The organism is Pseudomonas sp. FYR_2 (genome assembly GCF_043106425.1).
GTDB classification, from domain to species: domain Bacteria; phylum Pseudomonadota; class Gammaproteobacteria; order Pseudomonadales; family Pseudomonadaceae; genus Aquipseudomonas; species Aquipseudomonas monteilii.
In genome coordinates, this window is the sequence record NZ_JBICMM010000006.1 from 120,928 (window position 1) to 139,433 (window position 18,506).

An 18,506-nucleotide genomic window follows, 5' to 3' on the forward strand; every position below is an offset into this window, starting at 1 on the left:
AGCCCCAACAACCCCACCCTATACTACGAGAACCACCCCAGCCTCTATCAGGGAGGCGGTTGCGTGAGTGCTCGAGTCCTTCTGTTGCTGTGCCTGCTGTTGGCCCTGACCGGCTGCGCGAGCAAGCGTCCGCCTGCCCCGCCACCGCCCGCAGCGCTCACGCCCGCCGCCTGGCAACGCATCGACCAGGAACTGATCGACGCTTCGGTCGGCGCCGCCGGCTCGGCCAACGACTATGCCCGGCGCTCCATGCGGGTATGGAAGGAGCAGGTACAACAGCGCACCGAAAGCGACTTCATCCCTTGGTTCACCGGTTACTGGACCCAGCAGTGGCTCACCCTCAAAGTGGCCTGGTACAAGCTCGACAGCGGTGAAGGCCGTGAACCTGCGCAAAAGCGCCTGGCCCTGTACCTGCAGGAGCAATACCACGAGCGGGTGATCGAACCGGTGGCCGAGCAGATCAACCCCGAGGGCATCCGCGACCGCGCCTGCGAGCTGTACCTGCAGCTGCTCGGCCAGCAGCTACCCGCCATCATCAGCCGCTACAACGCGCCGCCCGAGCAGGTCAGCCAGCGCCTCAACCGCATCCCCGCCATCCACCTGGGGCCGCCGGATGCGCGTAATGCCAGCCTGTATCAACTGCTTCGGGCCAAGTCGCTGGACCAGCAACCGGCCTGGCAAGCCATGCGCCAGCACTTGCATGAGCAGGCCAGCAAAGGCCCCGGAAGAACCGATGTCGGGCTGAACTCGGTGGCCACCCAGGCCAGCGAAAAGCTCGGCGCTACCCTGGCCCCGCGCGGCATCGCCAGTGCCGTGGCGTCGGCGGTGGGCAAGGTGGCGGGGGCGATGATTTCGATTGCGGCGGCCGGCTACGGCATGATGACCCATGACCGCGATCACCCGCAGATGGTCGAACAGTTGCGGGTGATCCTCAACGTGGCGCTGAACCAGGAATGGCAGGAGTTGATGGAAAACCGCCAGAGCGGGGCCATGGCGGGGGTGTACTACCTGTCGGGGCAGGTTGAGGACAGCTTGCTGGCCAGTGTGCCGCGGCCCGTCGAGCAACCGGTAGAACAGCAAGTGAAGCAGCAAGCACCTTTGATCATTCGCCTGCCGCCTTAGGGGCGGCACAGGAGAAACATCAGGCAGCGGCCATCGCGGAACTTGGCAGCCCGAACACCCGATCAAACGCCCAGTTGTAGGCAAAGGTGTAGCAAGGCACCAGCACGATGAACGCCATGTCCACCAGCAACGCCTCCACCAGTGTCATGTCGAGCCACCAGGCAATCAGCGGAATCAGGTACACCACCAGCGTCAGCTGAAAGCCGATGGCATGCGCCACCCGCCGCGCCACACTGCGCCCACGCTTGGCCTGGCGCCTCTCCCATCCTTCGAACAAGGTGTTGTAAACCAGGTTCCAGAACATGGCGATGGTGGTGATCATCACCGCCAGCGGCCCAGTATGCGACGCCTGGGTGTCCGACAGGTAAGCCAGCCCGAGGGTCGACATGCACAACCCGATCAGTTCATAAAAAGTTACGTAGACCAGCTTGCGTTTCAATCCCTGCACTCGGGGTTACCTCCAATGACAAAAACGATGGGGCGCGATCATGCTTCACCATGCTTGACAGCAAAAGTTAGCAGCTGTCAGATCTACTGACAGGAGGCTGCCATGAACTTTTCCAGCGACAACATCCAGCTTTTTCTAGCCGTGCTCGACTGCGGTTCGTTTTCTGCTGCCGCACGCGCCCTCAAGCGCGTGCCTTCAGCCGTGAGCATGGCTATCGGCAACCTTGAAGCGGAACTGGGCTACAGCTTGTTCGAACGTGGTTCGCGTGAGGTTCGCCCAACTGCCCAAGCCCTGGCCCTGGAACCACACGCCAGACTGATTGGCGAACAATTGGGTTTGCTGCAGGTACACGCACTGGAGCTGTCAAAAGGGTTGGAAAGCAGCCTGACTCTGGCCGTGGTACCAGACATCGACCACCGGCCACTGCTGGCGGCCATCGCACGCCTTGGCGAACGCCATCCGCTGCTGGATATCGCCCTGCTCAGCGCCCCGCAGGAAGAAGCCCTGAACCTGCTGGACAGTGGCCGCGCCGACCTCTGCGTGGCTTTTGCAGGCCTGCAGGTCGACGCCCGCCGAGGCTTCCAGCACATCGGCATGGAGTCGCTGGTGGCCACCCTGTCGCCGGCCCACCCGGCCTTGCGCGAGGGGCGCATCCATTACCTCGAAGACCTGACCCAGGTGCGTCAGATTCTGGTGCGCAGCCGCGACCTGCCAATGGCCGACCCGCGCCCGCTGATCGGCGCAGCGCACTGGTCAACCGACAGCTTCGACCTGGCGTTGCAAATGGTGGAAGCAGGCCTGGGCTGGGGCGACCTGCCGTTGTCGCGGGTTGCGCCGCTGCTCGCCAGCGGACGCCTGGTGCGCCTGGGTTTTCGCAATACACGCAACGAGTTGCAGTTGCCGGTACACATCTTGTGGCGCAAGCAACAACCGCTGCAGCAAGCCGCACGGCTGTTGATCCAGCAGTTGAGTAACCGTTGATTACCGTCTGTCGAAACGGCCATAAGAATTTCCTGTAAGTACTTCAATCTTTTAGCCCTTTAGCCGATATCCCGGTCGACAGGCCCCGCAGTGCGTCATGAGCGCGCTGCGCCCTCCCCTCATTGGCTCAAGGTCTCGAAACATGAACCTGAAATTTCGCCACAAGATCCTGCTCAGCGCCTGCGGCGTCGTGGTCCTGGCATTTGCCCTGTTCACGCTCTACAACGACTACCTGCAACGCAACACCATCCGCCAGAACATCGAAGCGTCGGTGCAGCAATCCGGTGCACTGACCGCCAGCAGCGTGCAGAACTGGATGAGCGGGCGCATCCTGGTGCTGGAAAACCTGGCCCAGGACATCGGCCAGCAAGGTGCCGGCGAGACCCTGACCGGGCTGATCGAGCAGCCGTCCTACACGCGTAATTTCCTGTTCACTTACCTGGGCCAGGCCAACGGTGCGTTCACCCAGCGCCCGGACGCCCAGATGCCTGCCGGTTACGACCCGCGCCAGCGCCCTTGGTATGGCGCCGCCGCCAGTGCCGGGCAGACCGTGCTGACCGCCCCCTACCAAGGCGCGGTCGGCGGCCTGATGGTCACCATCGCCACCCCGGTGAAGAGCAAAAGCAACGGCGAGCTGATCGGTGTGGTCGGCGGTGACGTGACCCTCGACACCCTGGTCGAGATCATCAACTCGGTCGACTTCGGCGGCATCGGCCACGCCTTCCTGGCAGACGCCAATGGCCAGGTGATTGTCAGCCCCGACAAAGAGCAGGTGATGAAGAACCTCAAAGACATCTACCCTGGCAGCAACCTGCGGATTGCCGCCGGCCTGCAGGATGTCACCCTCAACGGCCAGGACCGCATCATTTCCTTCGCCCCGGTAGCCGGCCTGCCGTCGGCGCAGTGGTACATCGGCCTGTCGATCGACAAGGACAAGGCTTACGCCGCACTCAGCCAGTTCCGTACCTCGGCTATCATCGCCATGCTGATTGCCGTGGCTGCCATCGCCGGCCTGCTCGGCCTGCTGATCCCGGTGCTGATGAGCCCGCTGACCGCCATGGGCCGAGCCATGCGCGACATCGCCGAGGGTGAAGGCGACCTTACCCGCCGCCTGACCGTGCAGAACAAGGACGAGTTCGGCGAACTGGCCACCTCGTTCAACCGCTTCGTCGAGCGCATCCATGCCTCGATCAGCGAAGTGTCCTCGGCCACCCGCCTGGTGCACGACCTGTCGGAAAAGGTGGTCAGCGCATCCAACGCGTCGATCACCGGCTCGGAAGAACAAAGCATGCGCACCAACAGTGTCGCGGCAGCCATCAACGAGCTGGGCGCCGCCACCCAGGAAATCGCCCGCAACGCCGCCGATGCTTCGCAGCATGCCAGCGGCGCCAGCGAGCAGGCACACGGCGGCCGTGAAGTGGTGGAAGAGGCGATCAGTGCCATGACCGCCTTGTCACAGCGCATCAGCGAGTCGTGCGCGCAGATCGAAACGCTCAACGCCAGCACCGACGAAATCGGCAAGATTCTCGACGTGATCAAGGGTATTTCGCAGCAGACCAACCTGCTGGCACTGAACGCCGCGATCGAGGCGGCCCGTGCCGGTGAAGCCGGCCGTGGCTTTGCCGTGGTGGCCGACGAAGTGCGCAACCTGGCACACCGTACCCAGGAGTCGGCGGAAGAGATCCACCGCATGATCACCAGCCTGCAGGTAGGCTCGCGCGAAGCGGTGCAAACCATGAACACCAGCCAGGTGTCCAGCGAGCAGACCGTGCAGGTAGCCAACCAGGCCGGTGAACGCCTGGCCAGCGTGACCCAGCGCATTGGCGAAATCGATGGCATGAACCAGTCTGTGGCGACCGCGACCGAAGAGCAGACCGCCGTGGTCGAGAGCCTCAACCTGGACATCACCCAGATCAACGCCCTGAACCAGCAGGGCGTGGAAAACCTGAACGAAACCCTGCGTCATTGCGACCAGCTGGCCCAGCAGGCCGGGCGCTTGAAGCAGCTGGTGGGCAGCTTCAGAATCTGATGGGCCCGAAGAGGGGCGCTCTGCGCCCCATTTTTATGCCACAGCCGCTTTCGTGGCCCTGCCCCGCCGCACCCAGGCCAGCAACACCGCCGCCATCAGCACGAAACCCAGGTAGCCAAACAACGGGTACACCTCCCCCACCAGACTGATGAACCCCACCAGGCTGCAGCCAAACGCCACCACCCCGGTTATCACCGAACCCCAGCGGAACGTTGCCGTGCCCGCCGGCAGCAGCCGCGAAAGGAACGAAAACATCGTACCCACCGCCGTGTTGACGATCATGCCGAAGATGATCAGGCACATTACCACCCCCAGCAGCGGTGACACTTCGTTGGCAATCGACAGCATCGGCATGGGCAAGTCGGCCACGCTGTCCAGGCGCGACAATAGCCCGGCACTCATCACCAGCATCAGGCCGCCCAGCGCCGCCCCACCCAGCAGGCCACCCCACACTGCGGTTTTCTCGACCTTGGCCGAACCACCCAGAATGGCCAGGATCGGCGCACCGGCAACGATGTTGTACGACACATACAGGAACGCGCCCAACAGCCAGTGCCGGGTACCGGCCTGCTGCTGGCTGGCCAGTTGGTCGAGCGCGGCGAAGCTCTGTGCACGGGTAAACACGGCGTACAGTGCAATCGCCGAAGCCACCAGGATCAACAGCGGTGTGATGGCACCGATGGCCAGGATCACCTTGCGCACGTCCAGGCACACAATCGCCACCACCACCAGCGTCACCAGCACACTGCCGGTCAGTGCCGGAATGCCGAACTGCTGCTCCAGCAACGCGCCACCACCGGCCAGCATGACCACCGTGACGGCGAACATGAAAAAGGTGATCAGCCAGTCGACGAACAGGCCCAGGTGGCGGCCGCAGATGGCCTGTATCACGTCCTTGTGCGAGGTGGCCTGCTGGCGGTTGCCCAACCCGGCCAGGGCCATGCCAAGGAAGGTAAACAGGGCTGCACTGACCAGTGCCCCCACCAACCCCCACACACCAAAATCGACAAAGAACAACAACAGTTCCCGCCCCGAAGCGAAGCCCGCCCCCACGATCACGCCGACAAATGCGCCGGCAATCTTCAGCTGCTCTTGCATGTGAACCTCTGGATTTATTGTTGTTGTCCTGCTGCCACCGCATCGCTTTTGCGGGAGCGGCCTCCGCTCAGTTACAGATCGCCGACAAACGCCTGCACTTCAATCTCCACATCCACCCCCAGCGCCAACGCCGAGGCCACTGTCGAGCGCACCGGCAACGCGGCACCGAAGAACTCCTTGTACACCTCGTTGAAACCGGCGAAGTGGCTCATGTCCGACAGCCATACCGTGGCCTTTATCACTTGGTCGAAACGCGCGCCGCAAGCCGCCAGGCTTTCGGCAATGCGCTCGCAGGCGGCGCGGGTCTGGGCCTGGATGTCGCCACGCACCACTTCACCGCTGGCGCTCATCGGCACCTGGCCAGAGAGAAACAGAAAACCACCGGCCTTCACTGCACGGGAAAACGGGAACGGCAGGCTGCTGGGGAAACGCTGGATGTCATTGCTCATGGGATGCTCCTTTCAAGGTTGCTGTAAACGGGCTGGGGACAGGCGCTCGGGCGCCACGCCCTGGCTGACAAGGCTGGAGCACAGGGGCTGGCCAAGCAGCAGGTCGGCGGCCAGGCGCGAAGCCCCCGCTGCCGACTGGATGCCATAACCACCTTGCGCCGCCAGCCAGAAGAACGCGGGGGCGTGTGCATCGAAACCCACCACCAGGTCGCCGTCCGCAACGAACGATCGCAGCCCGGCCCAGGTGTGACTGGGGCGGCGGATCGTCAAGGTGGTCATGTTTTCGATGTTGTAGATGCCCAACGCCACATCGAGCTCTTCCGGCGCAGCATCCTGCGGCTCTACCGGGTCGGCGTTGGCAGGCGAACCGAGCAACTGCCCGGCGTCGGGTTTGAAGTAGAAGCTTTCGTCGACACCAATCACCGCCGGCCAGCGGGCGAAGTCCTGGTCGGCAGGGCCAGGAAAGGTGAAAGCACTGCGCCGGCACGGTTGCAGGCCGATGCGCCCCACACCGCATTGCTCGGCCACCCGGTCCGCCCAGGCACCCGCGGCATTGACCAGCTGACGTGCCTGCAGACGGCTGCCATCAGCCAATTCCACCTGCCACAGGTTGTCCAGATACCCGGCCTGGACCAGCTCGGCGTTGCAGCGCAGCTCACCACCGGCAGCGCGATAACCGCGCAAGAAGCCCTGGTGCAAGGCATGCACATCAAGGTCCATCGCGCCCGGCTCCAGCACTGCGCCCGCCAGGGTTTCGCTGCGCAGGCTGGGGACCAGTGCCAGCGCGGCATCACGGTCAAGCAGGCTGACCTCGGTGCCATTGGCCAAGTTCTGCGCGTGGGCCTGCTCAAGCAGCTCGCGCTGCTCCACGCTGGCCACATACAGGCAGCCGCGCGGCTCCAGCAGCGGGTGCTCGCAGAAGCCCTCTGGCGGGGCTTCATAAAAGGCCCGGCTGGCGCGGGTCAGCGCCTGGATCTGCGCAGTGCCGTAGGCCTCCATGAACATGGCCGCCGAACGCCCGGTGGAATGGTAGCCAGGCTGTGCTTCGCGCTCGATCAGCAGCACCCGCTGCTGGTCAGCCAGGCGATAGCCCAGCGAGGCACCGGCAATGCCGGCGCCGATGATCAGGGTGTCGTAGATCGGGGTCATGCACGCTCCTGCCAAGAAAATTATCATTTATGAGAATTCTAATATATGAGAATTTAGAAATGCGCAAGTGTCCAAGGTAAGATGCCCGACCAACGCCGTATGCCGAGAACGCTGAATGCCCGCTGCCCTACCCCTGCTTGACCGCGCCGTAGTCGGCCAGCGCCTGCGCCAGGTGCGCAAGGCGCGCCAGATGACCCTCAAGCAATTGTCCGAAGCCAGTGGCGTACCGCTGTCCACCTTGTCGAAGATGGAGCTGGCACAGGTGTCGGTCAGCTATGAAAAGCTCGCCGCCGCTGCGCGGGCGCTGAATGTCGACATTGCCCAGTTGTTCCGCTCCGGTGCCACGGTCAACGCCCCGGTGCCCGTGACCGTGGTGGTCGATTCATTGCCGGCGGCAGCGGGCTACTCGACCGGCACCTATGACTACCACCCGATCGCCGGCGACTTCCCCGAGCGGCGTATGACGCCGGCTTATGCCCGCATCATCGCCCGTGAACGCGGCCAGTTCGACGACTTTATCCGCCACCCCGGGCAAGAGTTCGCCCTGGTGCTGAGCGGGCGCGTGCGCATCGAGTTCGAAACCGGCGAAGCGGTGAGCATCGGGCCACAGGAAACGGCGTATTTCGACAGCCAGGTGGGGCATATCTATCTGTCCGAGAGCGAGGACGGCGGCGATGCGCATGTGATGGTGGTGATGACGGATCGTTAAGCCGCCTCGGTTATAACCTAATAACGAACAAGTCTATTTGGCTATAAAAAAATCTATATGCTGGCTGCATCCGATAACGGGCAACGTTGGGCAGTCGAGTAGCGTATGGATGTAGGTTCTTTTGGTTTCACCATTGCTGGCCTGGTCGTGGGTTTCATCGTCGGCATGACCGGCGTCGGTGGCGGCTCGCTGATGACCCCGATCCTGTTGTGGTTTGGCATCAACCCGGCTACGGCCGTCGGTACCGACCTGCTCTATGCCGCCATCACCAAGGCCAGTGGCGTCTGGGTGCATGCGCGTCAGAAGAACATCGACTGGAAAATCACCGGCCTGCTCAGCCTGGGCAGCGTACCCGCCGCTGCGCTGACCCTGTGGTTCCTCAGCACCCTGCACACCGACACCTCGGCGCTCAATGCCATCATCAAGCAAGGCCTGGCGGTGGTGCTGATCCTGACCGCGCTGGCCATCCTGTTCAAATCGCGCCTGCAGGCCTTTGCCAGCCGTCATGCCGGTGACCACTACCACCTCAGCGATCGCAGCCTGAACATCCTCACCGTACTCACCGGCGTTGTGCTGGGGGTAATGGTCACACTCACCTCCATCGGTGCTGGCGCCCTGGGCACTGTGGCGTTGTTCCTGCTGTACCCGTTCCTGGTCACCCGCCGCCTGGTCGGTACCGAAATCGCCCACGCCGTGCCCCTTACCCTGGTAGCAGGGCTGGGCCACGCGGGCATGGGCAACATGGACTGGTCGCTGCTGGGTTACCTGCTGCTGGGCTCGCTGCCGGGCATCTACCTGGGCAGCCACCTCACCGGGCGGATCTCCGACCGCGTACTGCGCCCGTGCCTGGCGGCGATGCTGCTGCTGATCGGCTACAAGCTGGCGTTCTGAGCCTCATTCCAGGCGCAGGCGCCACTGCCCGGTAAAACTCAGATCCAGGCGTGACAGGGGAAGCACGTCGATACGCTGGCTGGCCTTCATCGGGCACCCCAACACCTCTACCAACACAGCGCGCATGACCATGGGGTGGGTCACCGCCAGCCAATCGCCCGGCCTGTCGAAGGCTGCCAGCCAGGCGGCCAGGCGCTGGCACAGGGCGGCGAACGACTCCCCCCCGTGCGGCGCACTGGCCGGGTCCTGTAACCATTGCGCCAATGCTCCAGGCTGCTCAGCCTGCAATTGCTTCAACGCCAGCCCCTGCCAGTGACCCAGGTCGCAATCGGCCAAGCCCGGTTCGACCTGCACCTGCCCCGCCAGCCATGTAGCCGTCTCGCAGGCTCGCCGCTCTGGCGCAGCCAGCAGCTGCATGCCGGGCAGCATGGCGTCGGGCTGTTGCGTTAACGGCAAGATGCCGTCATCTGTCCGGTGCAGGCGCCCGACCTTCTGGGCCTGGGTCAGGGCGTGGCAGATCAGGGTCAGGCGGACGGTTTTCACCGGGGCTCTCTCGCAGCAGGCTGGGGCCCATGGTTTAACACGCTGCGAAGCTTTTGGCTGCAACTATGTCGTACCAGCCTTTACCGCGATGAGGCCCGGTCAAGCTATCAGTGACACCAGGCCCCACACCGGCACCGCGGCCACCAACCCGACCGCCATCCGCGGCCAGTACGGCAGCAGCATCACCAGCAGCAACCCCGCCAGCGACAGCGCGCCGAACCAGGCCACCGGCCCCATGGCCCAGCCCCAGGCCTGGGCACACATCATCAGGCTGGCCAGCAACGCCAACCAACCTGCACTGCGCAGGCCGACACGCAGCGCGGGTGGGCACGCCCGGCTCCACACTTGCTTGTAATGCCGCTCCAGCCCTTGGCACAGCCCAAGCATGCCGGCGTAGGCAAACACCACGCCACCTATGATCCACATCATCATGCCTTGGCCTCCTTCTGTTGCCGGCCCACCCTGATCTTCTGTTGCGCTGGCTGTGCTTGCCACACCCGCCAGGCCACCAGACCAAGCAACACTCCCAGCACCAGCGCACAGCCCGCTACGCCCATACGCATCGTGTCTTCGAGGCCGCCAAATGCACCCAGACCGATGCACAGCAATGCCGCCAGCAGCAGTTGTTCGACCCAGGCGCACCGCGCCGGCCTGACGCCGGCATGCAACAGCGCCAGCAGCCATACGCCGAAGAACGCGCGCACTTCCCAGCTTTCCCGCTGCATCAAATCCACCGGTAGCAAACGGCTGGCCCACAGCAGCCCCACGCATGCCAGCAGCAGGCCGCTGATAAAGCCCACGTTGCACACTTCGGCCACCCGGTGCCAACGCCGTGCCGATGTTTCGGCGGTGGCGCTGGCGTATTTACGCCCACGCTTCACGCAGAACAACACCAACCCGCTGGCGATCATCAGGCAACTGACCAACCCGCACATGAAGTACAGCCAGCGCATCGGGTAACCGCCGAACTGGGCGAAGTGCAGGCCGACCATGACCCGTTGGGTCAGCGGTGCCGCACGCCATTCAGGCACATCGCTGAGTAACGCCCCGCTGACGCCGTCGAAAACCATGGCCTGCCCCTTGGCGAGGGCGATGCGGTTGCCCAGTTCGGGGCGGATTTCGATACGCGCCGCTGCAGTGTTGGGGTTGCGAATGTTCAAGCCGCCAATAGGCCCCAGACGCGCCTCGGCCTGGGCCAGCAACGGCGCCACATCGACCAGGGTGGCCGGCTGCCTGGCCAGGCCACGGGGTTGCTCCAGGCGGGCATTACCCTGTGCCTGGAAGTAGGCGCGGGTGTCACCGGCAAAGCGTGCATCCACCCCGGCAGGGATATAAATGAGCATGAAGATCACCAGGCCGGTATAGGTGATCATCAGGTGGAACGGCAGCAGCAGCACCGCACTGGCGTTGTGAAAATCCAGCCACGAGCGCTGGCCCTTGTTTGGCCGGAAGGTGAAGAACTCCTTGAAGATCTTCTTGTGGATGACGATGCCGGTCACCAATGCGGCCAGCATCACCAGTGCCAGCGCGCCGACCACGAAGATGCCCCAGTTGCGTGGCAGGTCGAGGATGAAGTGGAAGCGAAAGAAAAAGTTGCCGCCGACGCTGTCACGCACCTCAATGGCTTCGCCGGTGCGCGGGTCGAGCTGTACGCCGCCACCGTAGCGCCGCTCGCCGGTGGACACGCGCAGGCCTGGCGAGCGCTCGCTCGGCAGACTGATGCCCCAGTTGCCGGCCTTCGGCTCATGGGCCTGCAGGTAGGCGATGGCACGCTGCGCGGCGGCGGCCTGGGACACCTGAGTAGCCGGGATCTCCGGCTGCATCCAGTGGTTGAGCTCCTTGTCGAACACTGCCAGCGTCCCGGTAACGAAAATGGCGAACAGCAGCCAGCCAAAGATCAAGCCGGCCCAGGTGTGCAGCCACGCCATCGACTGGGTGAAGGTGTTTTTCATGCCAGGCGCTCCAGTATTTGCGGCCAGAAACCGACCAGGGCCAGGGGCACGGCCAATACCAGCGGCGCCCAGGCACGCAAGGCATCATGGCTGGCGAAGGCCCAGAGGATGGTGGCGGTGTAGAAAATGAACGCGGGCAGGGTCGCGACGATGACCGCGTCGGTGGCAGACAGCGGCAGGATGCGGGCCAGGCAGGCAGTGGCGGCGTAGCTGAGGGCATAGCCGCCGAGCAGTGCGGCGGTGCTGCGGGAGAGTATTTGTAGCCAGGCGGGGGCTTTCATCATCGGGGCTCCGTGGCATGGACAGGTAGGGCATCTGGGGCTGCTTTGCAGCCCGATCGCGACACAAGGCCGCTCCTACAGGGAATGCGAATCGCCTGTAGGAGCGGCCTTGTGTCGCGATCGGACCGCAAAACGGCCCCCGCTGTCAGAAGTTGATATTCAGCGCAGCAAACACCGCCCTGCCCGGCTGGTTATAGGTGTTGGCCCCCGAGCTGCTGGCGTTGCCGCCACGCAGGATCTGCTTGTCGAACACGTTGTTCACGCCTACCCGCACGTCGTAGTTGGCGTTGAACTTGTACCCGGCACTCACGTCCACCAGGCCATACGCCTCGACGTCCTGCTGCGCGGTCTTGTCGTAGTCTTGCTGGGTGCGGTAGTTGTAGGTCGGTGACTTCTGCTTGCCAAAGTAGGTGCCCGCTACCTGGAACGACAGCTGCTCGGTGGCCCGCCAGTCGAGGGTGGTGTTGACGGTGTACACCGGGATCACCGACAGCGGCTCGCCGGTTTCGCGGTTGTCGTTGTCGAGCATCCAGGTCAGGTTGGTGTTCCAGTCCAGGGTCGGCGTCAGTTCGATGAAGAAGTTGCCTTCGATACCTTCCACCCGCGCTTCGCCCGCGTTCTCCCACTGGGTCACGCGGCGACCGCTGTTAATGGCGTAGAGCACATCGGTCCCGCCGATGATCTTGTTCTTGTAGTCGTTGCGGAAATAGGTCGCGCTGGTACGCCAGGTGCCACGGTCGTACCGCAGGCCGATTTCCTTGTTGACGCTGATCTCTGGCTTGAGGTCGGCATTACCTTGCAGGTAGCAGCCGCCGGAGTTGGTCTGCTGCACACTGCAGCCCTGGCCACGGCTGTAGAGCAGGTAATTGGGGTTGGACTGGTACAGGTTCGGTACCTTGTAGGCACGAGCAATGCCGCCCTTGACCGACAGTGCCTCGGTCAGTTTGTGCGACAGGTTCAGGCTTGGGCTGAAGTTGTCGCCAAACATCTCGTGATGGTCGAAGCGCAGGCCGGGCGTCACGGTCGTATCACCCAGGACGATATTGTCCTCGACGAACAACGCATAGCTTCTGGCCGTCATCTTCGTATCGCTGCGATCGAAGCCGCTGATCGCATCATTGCCCGAACCGCTCGGGTCGAAGCTTTGCGGGCGGAACGAGCCCTGGTCATTGAGAGACTCGTACAGGTATTCACCGCCCAAGGTCAGCACATGTTCAGTGCTGCCCATGCTGAACGGCAGGTTGACCTCACTGCTCAAACGGGTGTTGCGCAGCCGCGACATCGCCGCGCCGCTGTCGTTGATCGCCCCTTCCGGGCCACCGGCCAGGCCCTCGTTGAGGCGCCAGTTACGCACGTACTCGTAAGCCAGGGTGGTCTTGCTGGTACCCCAGGTAAAGTCGCCCAAGTGGGTCAGGTCGTACGTGCTGCGCTGCATGATGTTGGTTTCGTGGCCATACAGGCTGGAAATCAACGCGACATCGCTGCCGCCGTTGCTGTTCATCGTGTCGCCCGCGTAGATGTTGCCCTGACGGCTGTAGCCTGCACTGGCTTCAAGGCGGTGCTCGTCGTTGAGCTTCCAGCTCAGCAAGCCATTGATGTCTTTGTTGCGCACACCTTCGCGTCCGGCAACCAGTGCGCTGTTGGCGTGGTTGGCGTTGATGTCGAGGTCGTCGGCGTCGGTCTTGGCCAAGCCGCCATACAGACGGAACCCGAGGTTGTCGGTAAGGCCGCCACCCAGGTTGAAGTTGGCGCGGCGGCTGGCGCCTTCGGCGCTGTCTTCCGGCAGTTGTGTATACAGGCTGACACTGCCCTTGAGTTCGTCGGTGGGGCGCTTGGTGATGATGTTGACCACCCCGCCCATGGCGCCGGAACCGTAGCGTGCGGCAGCCGGGCCGCGCAGGATCTCGATGCGCTCGACCGCTTCGGCCGGCACCCAGTTGGTTTCACCTCGGGTATCGCGGTCGCCGTTCCAGCCATAACGCACGGCGTTGCGGGCGCTGGACGGTTTGCCGTCGATGAGAATCAAGGTGTTCTCCGGGCCCATGCCGCGCAGGTCGATCTGACGGTTGTTGCCCCGTGCGCCGCTGGCGCTGTTGCCGGTCAGGTTGACGCCGGGCTCGCGGCGGATGATGTCGGACAGGTCATTGGTCGGCGGGTGGCGCTTGATGTCTTCGGCGGTGATGATCGACGAGCCCAAGGCCTGGTGCGCCTCGCGCTCGGCGGTGATCAGGGTGTCCTGGATCACCAGCGCGTTGTCGGCGACCGGCACTTCCAGCACCTCACCCGTACGCTGCTCCTCGGCTTCAGCCGCGGTGGCCATCATGGCCGGCGACGCCAGCGCGACGAACGCCAGGGCCAGGCTATTGGGTGAAGTTCTGCACTGCATGGGTACATCTCCTGCGATTCATGAGCGAAAAGGCACATCCCTGTTGGAAACCGGGAGCCCTCGCCCACCGGCCCCACAAACACAGTTTGGTGGCCAACAGGGGAGGTAAATATAGAGAGACGCAAATGCGAGTAAATCTTATTTACGAAGTTTACATGTTTGTAACGGAACTTTGCTGAAACCCGAGGTAGAGCAGTTGCTGTTCGCAACGCACGAAGTCTTGCGCAGCCTTGTAGGCGTTGGCTTGCTTGCGGAAGGCCGCGCAGCGGCTCCGGCGACTTCAGCGCCAACGCTCATCAGAAACCCGTCGATACATCCCTGCGCTTCTTGAGCTCAGCCGAACATAGCAAAATAACTACGTCAAAGACGTAGGGATGCAGTATGCTGACAATCATTGAAGCGCCACTTTTCTCAAGGCAATGGCCTGAATACTGGACTGAAGAAGAGCACGGAGCCTTCATGTCCTACCTTGCGAATGATCCCGATGCCGGCTCTGTGATTCCCGGCTCAGGCGGATGCCGCAAGGTGCGCTGGAGCCTGGACGGCAAGGGCAAGCGAGGAGCAGCACGTGTGATCTACACGGCCCAACTCGCCAATGGCGCCTTGGTCGCATTGCTTATTTACTGCAAGAGCGCTACTGAAAACATACCCGCGCATGTGTTGCGCAAGATTGCCAAGGAGCTCAACCATGCCCCTGACTGAAAAAGAGCTGATGCTGCGCGATGCCAGCCGTAACATCGGTGAGGAGTTGCTGGAATCCATACGCAACGTGAAAGCTGGCCGCTATGGAGCAGTACATCAGATAGAGGTGACCAAGGCCGCCGAGGCACGGAGCAAAACGGGGCTCTCCCAGCTCAAGTTTGCCGAGTTGCTGGGCGTTTCAGTACGCACGCTTCAGGAGTGGGAGCAAGGTAGGCGCGCGCCATCAGGTGCCGCTCGGTCCCTACTCCACATTGCAGCTTCTCGCCCGGACGTTTTTCGTGAAGTGCTTCAGGGCCTGTAACGGCTCCCCTGAACGAGCGTGCCTGCGGCGGGCCGCGCAGTAGCCTCGGCAACCGGCGCGTGTCACGGCGCTCAGGCTACACGCCACCACCCAGCGACCTGGGTGGTGAGCACACTGGCCATTGCCGCTACCCACTCATCCGATTTGCATCCTGCAAGGAGGCTCTTACAGTTTCGAACGTAGCAACTCTGTCGGGAGCCCAGATGCGCAGCAATGAAGACAGCCGCTCTGCACATACCTCCAGAAGCCTGCCGAAGATCCCTCGTAGCGTCTGGGCGCTGGGCTTCGTGTCGATGTTCATGGATATCTCCTCGGAGATGATCCATGCGCTACTGCCGCTGTACATGGTTACCGTGCTCGGCACGTCGGTAGTCGCTGTGGGCGTTATCGAAGGCATTGCCGAAGCGACCGGATCGATCACCAAGGTGTTTTCCGGCGCCCTCAGCGACCGGCTGGGCAAGCGCAAGCTGCTGACGGTGCTCGGTTATGGCCTGGCTGCGCTGACCAAGCCGGTGTTCCCCATTGCCTCCGGGCTGGAGTGGCTGACCGCAGCACGTTTCGTGGACCGGGTCGGTAAAGGCATTCGCGGGGCGCCGCGCGATGCGCTGGTGGCCGATGTCACCCCCGCCGAGCTGCGAGGCGCGGCGTTCGGCCTGCGCCAGGCGCTCGATACCGTGGGCGCCTTCCTCGGGCCGTTGTTGGCAATCGTGCTGATGTGGCTGACCGCGAGCCATTTCCAAACCGTGTTCTGGGTAGCGGTGATCCCGGCATTTGTAGCGGTGTACATTCTCATCGCCTTCGTTCGCGAACCTGAAACGCCGCCTGCCGCACGGCCGGTGCGCACACCGTTGGCACTGCACGAGTTGGTGCAACTCGGGTCGGCGTATTGGCGACTGATCGGCCTGGCAACGGTGTTCACCCTTGCTCGTTTCAGCGAAGCGTTCCTGCTGCTGCGTGCCCAGGACATGGGCCTGGCACCGCTGTGGGCGCCGGCGGTGCTGGTCTTGATGGCGCTGGCCTACTCACTGTCGGCCTACCCTGCCGGGGTGCTGTCGGACCGGGTGGGGCGCCGAGGCGTGCTGATGGCCGGGTTGGGTTTGCTGATCGCTGCCGACCTGCTGCTGGCCCTGCTACCGGGCTGGGGCGGGCTGGCCCTGGGGGTGGCGGCCTGGGGCCTGCACCTGGGCTTCAGCCAAGGTGTCTTCGCGGCCATGATCGCCGACAGTGCCCCGGCCCACCTGCGTGGTACCGCCTTCGGCCTGTTCAACCTGCTGACCGGCGTGGCACTGCTGGCCGCCAGCGTGGTAGCCGGGTTGCTGTGGGATGGCGCAGGATTTCAGGCAACGTTTCTGGTGGGCGCGGGGTTCGCTGGCGCCACCTTGGCGGGGTTGATACTGCTGCGCTAAGCCTGGAAAGCGCCCGGCTGATCGCCGTGCTGGACGGTGATCAGCACCCGGACGCAAACTAGGCCAGCGCAGCCTCCTGCTCCAGCAACGACCAACCGCCATGCCCATCCACATCCAGCCGATGGGTATGGAACGCTGCCAGCGTGCTGCGGTGGCCGACACTGACCAGCAGTGCACCCGGCATTTCCGAGCGCAACAACGCATACAAGGCATGTTCGAGGCCCTCGTCCATCGCCGAGGTGGACTCGTCGAGGAACACCACCTGCGGCCGGTTGAACAGTACCCGGGCGAATGCCAGACGCTGCTGCTCACCCACTGAAAGAATGTGTGACCAGTCGCAACTGACGTCCAGGCGCTCGGCCAGGTGAGCCAGGTTCACCTGGCGCAACGCCTGCTGCATCCGCACCTCATCCTCAGGCTTGCTGGCTGCCGGGTAGGCAATGACAGTACGCAAGTCACCCAGAGGCAGGTACGGGCGCTGCGACAGGAACAGTGCCTGATGGCCCATTGGCCGCCTGACCTCACCTTCGGCATACGGCCAAAGGCCCGCCAGGGCGCGCAGCAGCGTGGTTTTACCACTGCCCGATGGCCCTTTGATCAAAAGCGCCTGACCCGCGTGCAGGCTCAGGTCCAGGTCGGCAATAAGGGCGTGCCCGTCTGGACGCAGCACCTGCAGGCGGGTGATCTGCAGCGCATGCGCCTGGTCTTCGGTCAGGACGCGTGGCAATGCGCTCGCCTGCTCATTGGCATCGAGAAACCCGGTCAGACGGTCGAGGGTCGCCCGGTACTGGGCAAACGCATCATATGACTCACGGAAGAACGATAACGAATCCTGCACCTGGCCAAATGCCTGGGACGTTTGCATGACGTCGCCCAGCTTGATCGCTCCGCTGAAGAAACGCGGCGCCTGCAGAATGAACGGGAACACCACGGCAACCTGGCTGACGCCCAGGTTGAAGCCACTGAACTTGAGGTTTCGGAACACCAGCGCCCAGGCATTCACAATCAGGGCAGCGAAGCGGCCCAGCAAGGTGCCCCGCTCCACCTGAGCACCTTGGTAGAAGGCGATGTTCTCGGCGTTCTCACGCAAGCGCATCAGCGCATAGCGGAAGTTCGCAGTGAGTTTTTCGTTGAGGAAATTCAGGCGGATCAATGGGCGCCCGAGGCGGAAGGCGACCCAGGTGGCGACGATGACATACAGGTACACGGCAAACACCATCGCCCGGGGGATCTCCACCCCGGCCACCGTCAGCGGTGCCGACAGCCCCCAGAGAATGCCGGTGAATGCCACCAGCGAAACCAGCGCACTGACCGCGCCCAACGCCAGGCTCACCGAGTTGGTGACGAAGGCGTTGATATCCAGCTCGATACGTTGGTCGGGGTTGTCCACCGGCTCGGCGAGGAACTGGCCGCGGTAGTAGGCATCGCCTTTCATCCAGTCGTGGGTCAGGCGCTCGGTGAGCCAGACCCGCCAATGAATGCTAAATGCCTGGGTTACATAGAACGTGAACAGCGAGCGCAACACATGAATGGTAGCCAGTACGGCAAAGACGCCAAGCAAGTACCAGAACGCGGTTTGATCAAGGCCCTGCAAAGCGCTGTAGAAGCCGTTGTACCAGAACGAGAACAGCACGTTCAGCCGTACAGAGAACAGTGTCAACACCAGCAGCAACGCAAACACCAACAGCGGCCGCCAACTGCGCCTGAAACTGAAATAGGGCCCGGCAAGCTGCCAGAACTGGCTGCCCCAACGCGTGCAGCGCACAGCCAGTGTGGCAGCTGCTGCGAAGCAGACTAAGGTGATGAACGAGGCGATTGCCAGCCAGCTCAGGCTCTCTTGCAAAGCCTGGTGCCAGTTCATTTCCATGGTGGGTATCCGTGCTGAGTATTTCCGCGAGCGTAGCATTGCTCCGCGATTCGTCAGGCATAGATGACGCACATTTCATGATTGCTTGGGTTATTTGAAGCAGGTGGCGCGGTGGATGGCACCGGCGTTGCCGGTGTTCGCGGCTAAAGCCGCTCCTACAGGGATCTGGGCAAGGCCGAGACTTGCGTGAGA

The 18,506-nt window shown here is 63.2% G+C and carries 17 protein-coding genes and 2 pseudogenes; 9 read left to right on the forward strand and 10 right to left on the reverse strand.

Annotation, left to right across the window (positions count from 1 at the left end):
* Positions 1-63: 63 nt before the first annotated feature.
* Positions 64-1,122, forward strand: coding sequence for a hypothetical protein (locus tag ACF8R4_RS01370; protein ID WP_060498393.1), 1,059 nt, complete (start codon positions 64-66; stop codon positions 1,120-1,122).
* 19 nt (positions 1,123-1,141) lie between these two features.
* Here ACF8R4_RS01370 and ACF8R4_RS01375 read toward each other — a convergent pair whose 3' ends face one another.
* Positions 1,142-1,570 (reverse strand): PACE efflux transporter, encoded by a 429-nt coding sequence (locus tag ACF8R4_RS01375; protein ID WP_060498394.1) that lies wholly within the window; start codon positions 1,568-1,570, stop codon positions 1,142-1,144.
* A 102-nt stretch (positions 1,571-1,672) separates the two neighbouring features.
* Between ACF8R4_RS01375 and ACF8R4_RS01380 the strand changes: the two genes are divergently transcribed.
* The 3 genes and pseudogenes from ACF8R4_RS01380 to mcpA (ACF8R4_RS01390) form a co-directional block, all read left to right on the forward strand.
* The gene (locus tag ACF8R4_RS01380; protein WP_060498395.1) at positions 1,673-2,551 is read left to right on the forward strand and encodes a LysR family transcriptional regulator; all 879 of its coding nucleotides are present in this window, start codon (positions 1,673-1,675) and stop codon (positions 2,549-2,551) included.
* A 142-nt stretch (positions 2,552-2,693) separates the two neighbouring features.
* Positions 2,694-3,725: pseudogene (gene mcpA, locus ACF8R4_RS01385) on the forward strand (methyl-accepting chemotaxis protein McpA); the annotation flags it as partial.
* A 258-nt stretch (positions 3,726-3,983) separates the two neighbouring features.
* Positions 3,984-4,580: pseudogene (mcpA, locus tag ACF8R4_RS01390) on the forward strand (methyl-accepting chemotaxis protein McpA); the annotation flags it as partial.
* A gap of 33 nt (positions 4,581-4,613) precedes the next feature.
* On the opposite strand, the gene ACF8R4_RS01395 reads toward mcpA (ACF8R4_RS01390), so the two are convergent.
* From ACF8R4_RS01395 to ACF8R4_RS01405, 3 genes are all read right to left on the reverse strand, one after another.
* Positions 4,614-5,678 carry a hypothetical protein gene (locus ACF8R4_RS01395; RefSeq protein WP_060498397.1) on the reverse strand — a complete coding sequence of 355 codons (1,065 nt, stop codon included), beginning with the start codon at positions 5,676-5,678 and terminating at the stop codon, positions 4,614-4,616.
* A 71-nt stretch (positions 5,679-5,749) separates the two neighbouring features.
* Positions 5,750-6,127, reverse strand: a complete 378-nt coding sequence (locus ACF8R4_RS01400) for a RidA family protein (RefSeq protein ID WP_060498398.1) — start codon at positions 6,125-6,127, stop codon at positions 5,750-5,752.
* 12 nt (positions 6,128-6,139) lie between these two features.
* Positions 6,140-7,276 (reverse strand): FAD-binding oxidoreductase, encoded by a 1,137-nt coding sequence (locus ACF8R4_RS01405; RefSeq protein WP_060498399.1) that lies wholly within the window; start codon positions 7,274-7,276, stop codon positions 6,140-6,142.
* 115 nt (positions 7,277-7,391) lie between these two features.
* Here ACF8R4_RS01405 and ACF8R4_RS01410 point away from each other — a divergent pair, with 115 nt between their 5' ends.
* Positions 7,392-7,985 (forward strand): helix-turn-helix domain-containing protein, encoded by a 594-nt coding sequence (locus ACF8R4_RS01410; protein ID WP_016714792.1) that lies wholly within the window; start codon positions 7,392-7,394, stop codon positions 7,983-7,985.
* A gap of 105 nt (positions 7,986-8,090) precedes the next feature.
* On the forward strand, positions 8,091-8,876 hold the full coding sequence (locus tag ACF8R4_RS01415) for a sulfite exporter TauE/SafE family protein (RefSeq protein WP_012271535.1): 786 nt from the start codon (positions 8,091-8,093) through the stop codon (positions 8,874-8,876).
* A gap of 3 nt (positions 8,877-8,879) precedes the next feature.
* On the opposite strand, the gene ACF8R4_RS01420 is transcribed toward ACF8R4_RS01415, so the two are convergent.
* From ACF8R4_RS01420 to ACF8R4_RS01440, 5 genes are all read right to left on the reverse strand, one after another.
* The gene (locus ACF8R4_RS01420; RefSeq protein WP_060498400.1) at positions 8,880-9,419 is read right to left on the reverse strand and encodes a histidine phosphatase family protein; all 540 of its coding nucleotides are present in this window, start codon (positions 9,417-9,419) and stop codon (positions 8,880-8,882) included.
* A 99-nt stretch (positions 9,420-9,518) separates the two neighbouring features.
* Entirely contained in the window at positions 9,519-9,851 is a 333-nt protein-coding gene (locus tag ACF8R4_RS01425; RefSeq protein ID WP_060498401.1) for a DUF3325 domain-containing protein, read from the reverse strand.
* A complete protein-coding gene (locus tag ACF8R4_RS01430; protein WP_392491534.1) occupies positions 9,848-11,371 on the reverse strand; it encodes a PepSY-associated TM helix domain-containing protein in 1,524 nt (507 codons plus the stop codon). The genes ACF8R4_RS01425 and ACF8R4_RS01430 overlap by 4 nt, the downstream gene beginning before the upstream one ends.
* Positions 11,368-11,655, reverse strand: coding sequence for a hypothetical protein (locus ACF8R4_RS01435; protein ID WP_060498403.1), 288 nt, complete (start codon positions 11,653-11,655; stop codon positions 11,368-11,370). Before ACF8R4_RS01435 ends, ACF8R4_RS01430 begins: the two co-directional genes overlap by 4 nt.
* Positions 11,656-11,797: 142 nt before the next feature.
* The gene (locus ACF8R4_RS01440; protein WP_392491536.1) at positions 11,798-14,038 is read right to left on the reverse strand and encodes a TonB-dependent siderophore receptor; all 2,241 of its coding nucleotides are present in this window, start codon (positions 14,036-14,038) and stop codon (positions 11,798-11,800) included.
* A 381-nt stretch (positions 14,039-14,419) separates the two neighbouring features.
* On the opposite strand from ACF8R4_RS01440, the gene ACF8R4_RS01445 reads away from it, so the two are divergent.
* From ACF8R4_RS01445 to ACF8R4_RS01455, 3 genes are all read left to right on the forward strand, one after another.
* A complete protein-coding gene (locus ACF8R4_RS01445; protein WP_164524355.1) occupies positions 14,420-14,740 on the forward strand; it encodes a transcriptional regulator in 321 nt (106 codons plus the stop codon).
* Positions 14,727-15,041 carry a DNA-binding transcriptional regulator gene (locus tag ACF8R4_RS01450; RefSeq protein WP_060498405.1) on the forward strand — a complete coding sequence of 105 codons (315 nt, stop codon included), beginning with the start codon at positions 14,727-14,729 and terminating at the stop codon, positions 15,039-15,041. Before ACF8R4_RS01445 ends, ACF8R4_RS01450 begins: the two co-directional genes overlap by 14 nt.
* 203 nt (positions 15,042-15,244) lie before the next feature.
* Complete coding sequence (locus ACF8R4_RS01455; RefSeq protein WP_060498406.1) at positions 15,245-16,447, forward strand: MFS transporter; 1,203 nt, start codon at positions 15,245-15,247, stop codon at positions 16,445-16,447.
* 58 nt (positions 16,448-16,505) lie between these two features.
* Here the strand turns inward: ACF8R4_RS01455 and ACF8R4_RS01460 are convergent, their stop codons facing one another.
* The gene (locus tag ACF8R4_RS01460; protein ID WP_060498407.1) at positions 16,506-18,314 is read right to left on the reverse strand and encodes an ABC transporter ATP-binding protein/permease; all 1,809 of its coding nucleotides are present in this window, start codon (positions 18,312-18,314) and stop codon (positions 16,506-16,508) included.
* Positions 18,315-18,506: the final 192 nt, after the last annotated feature.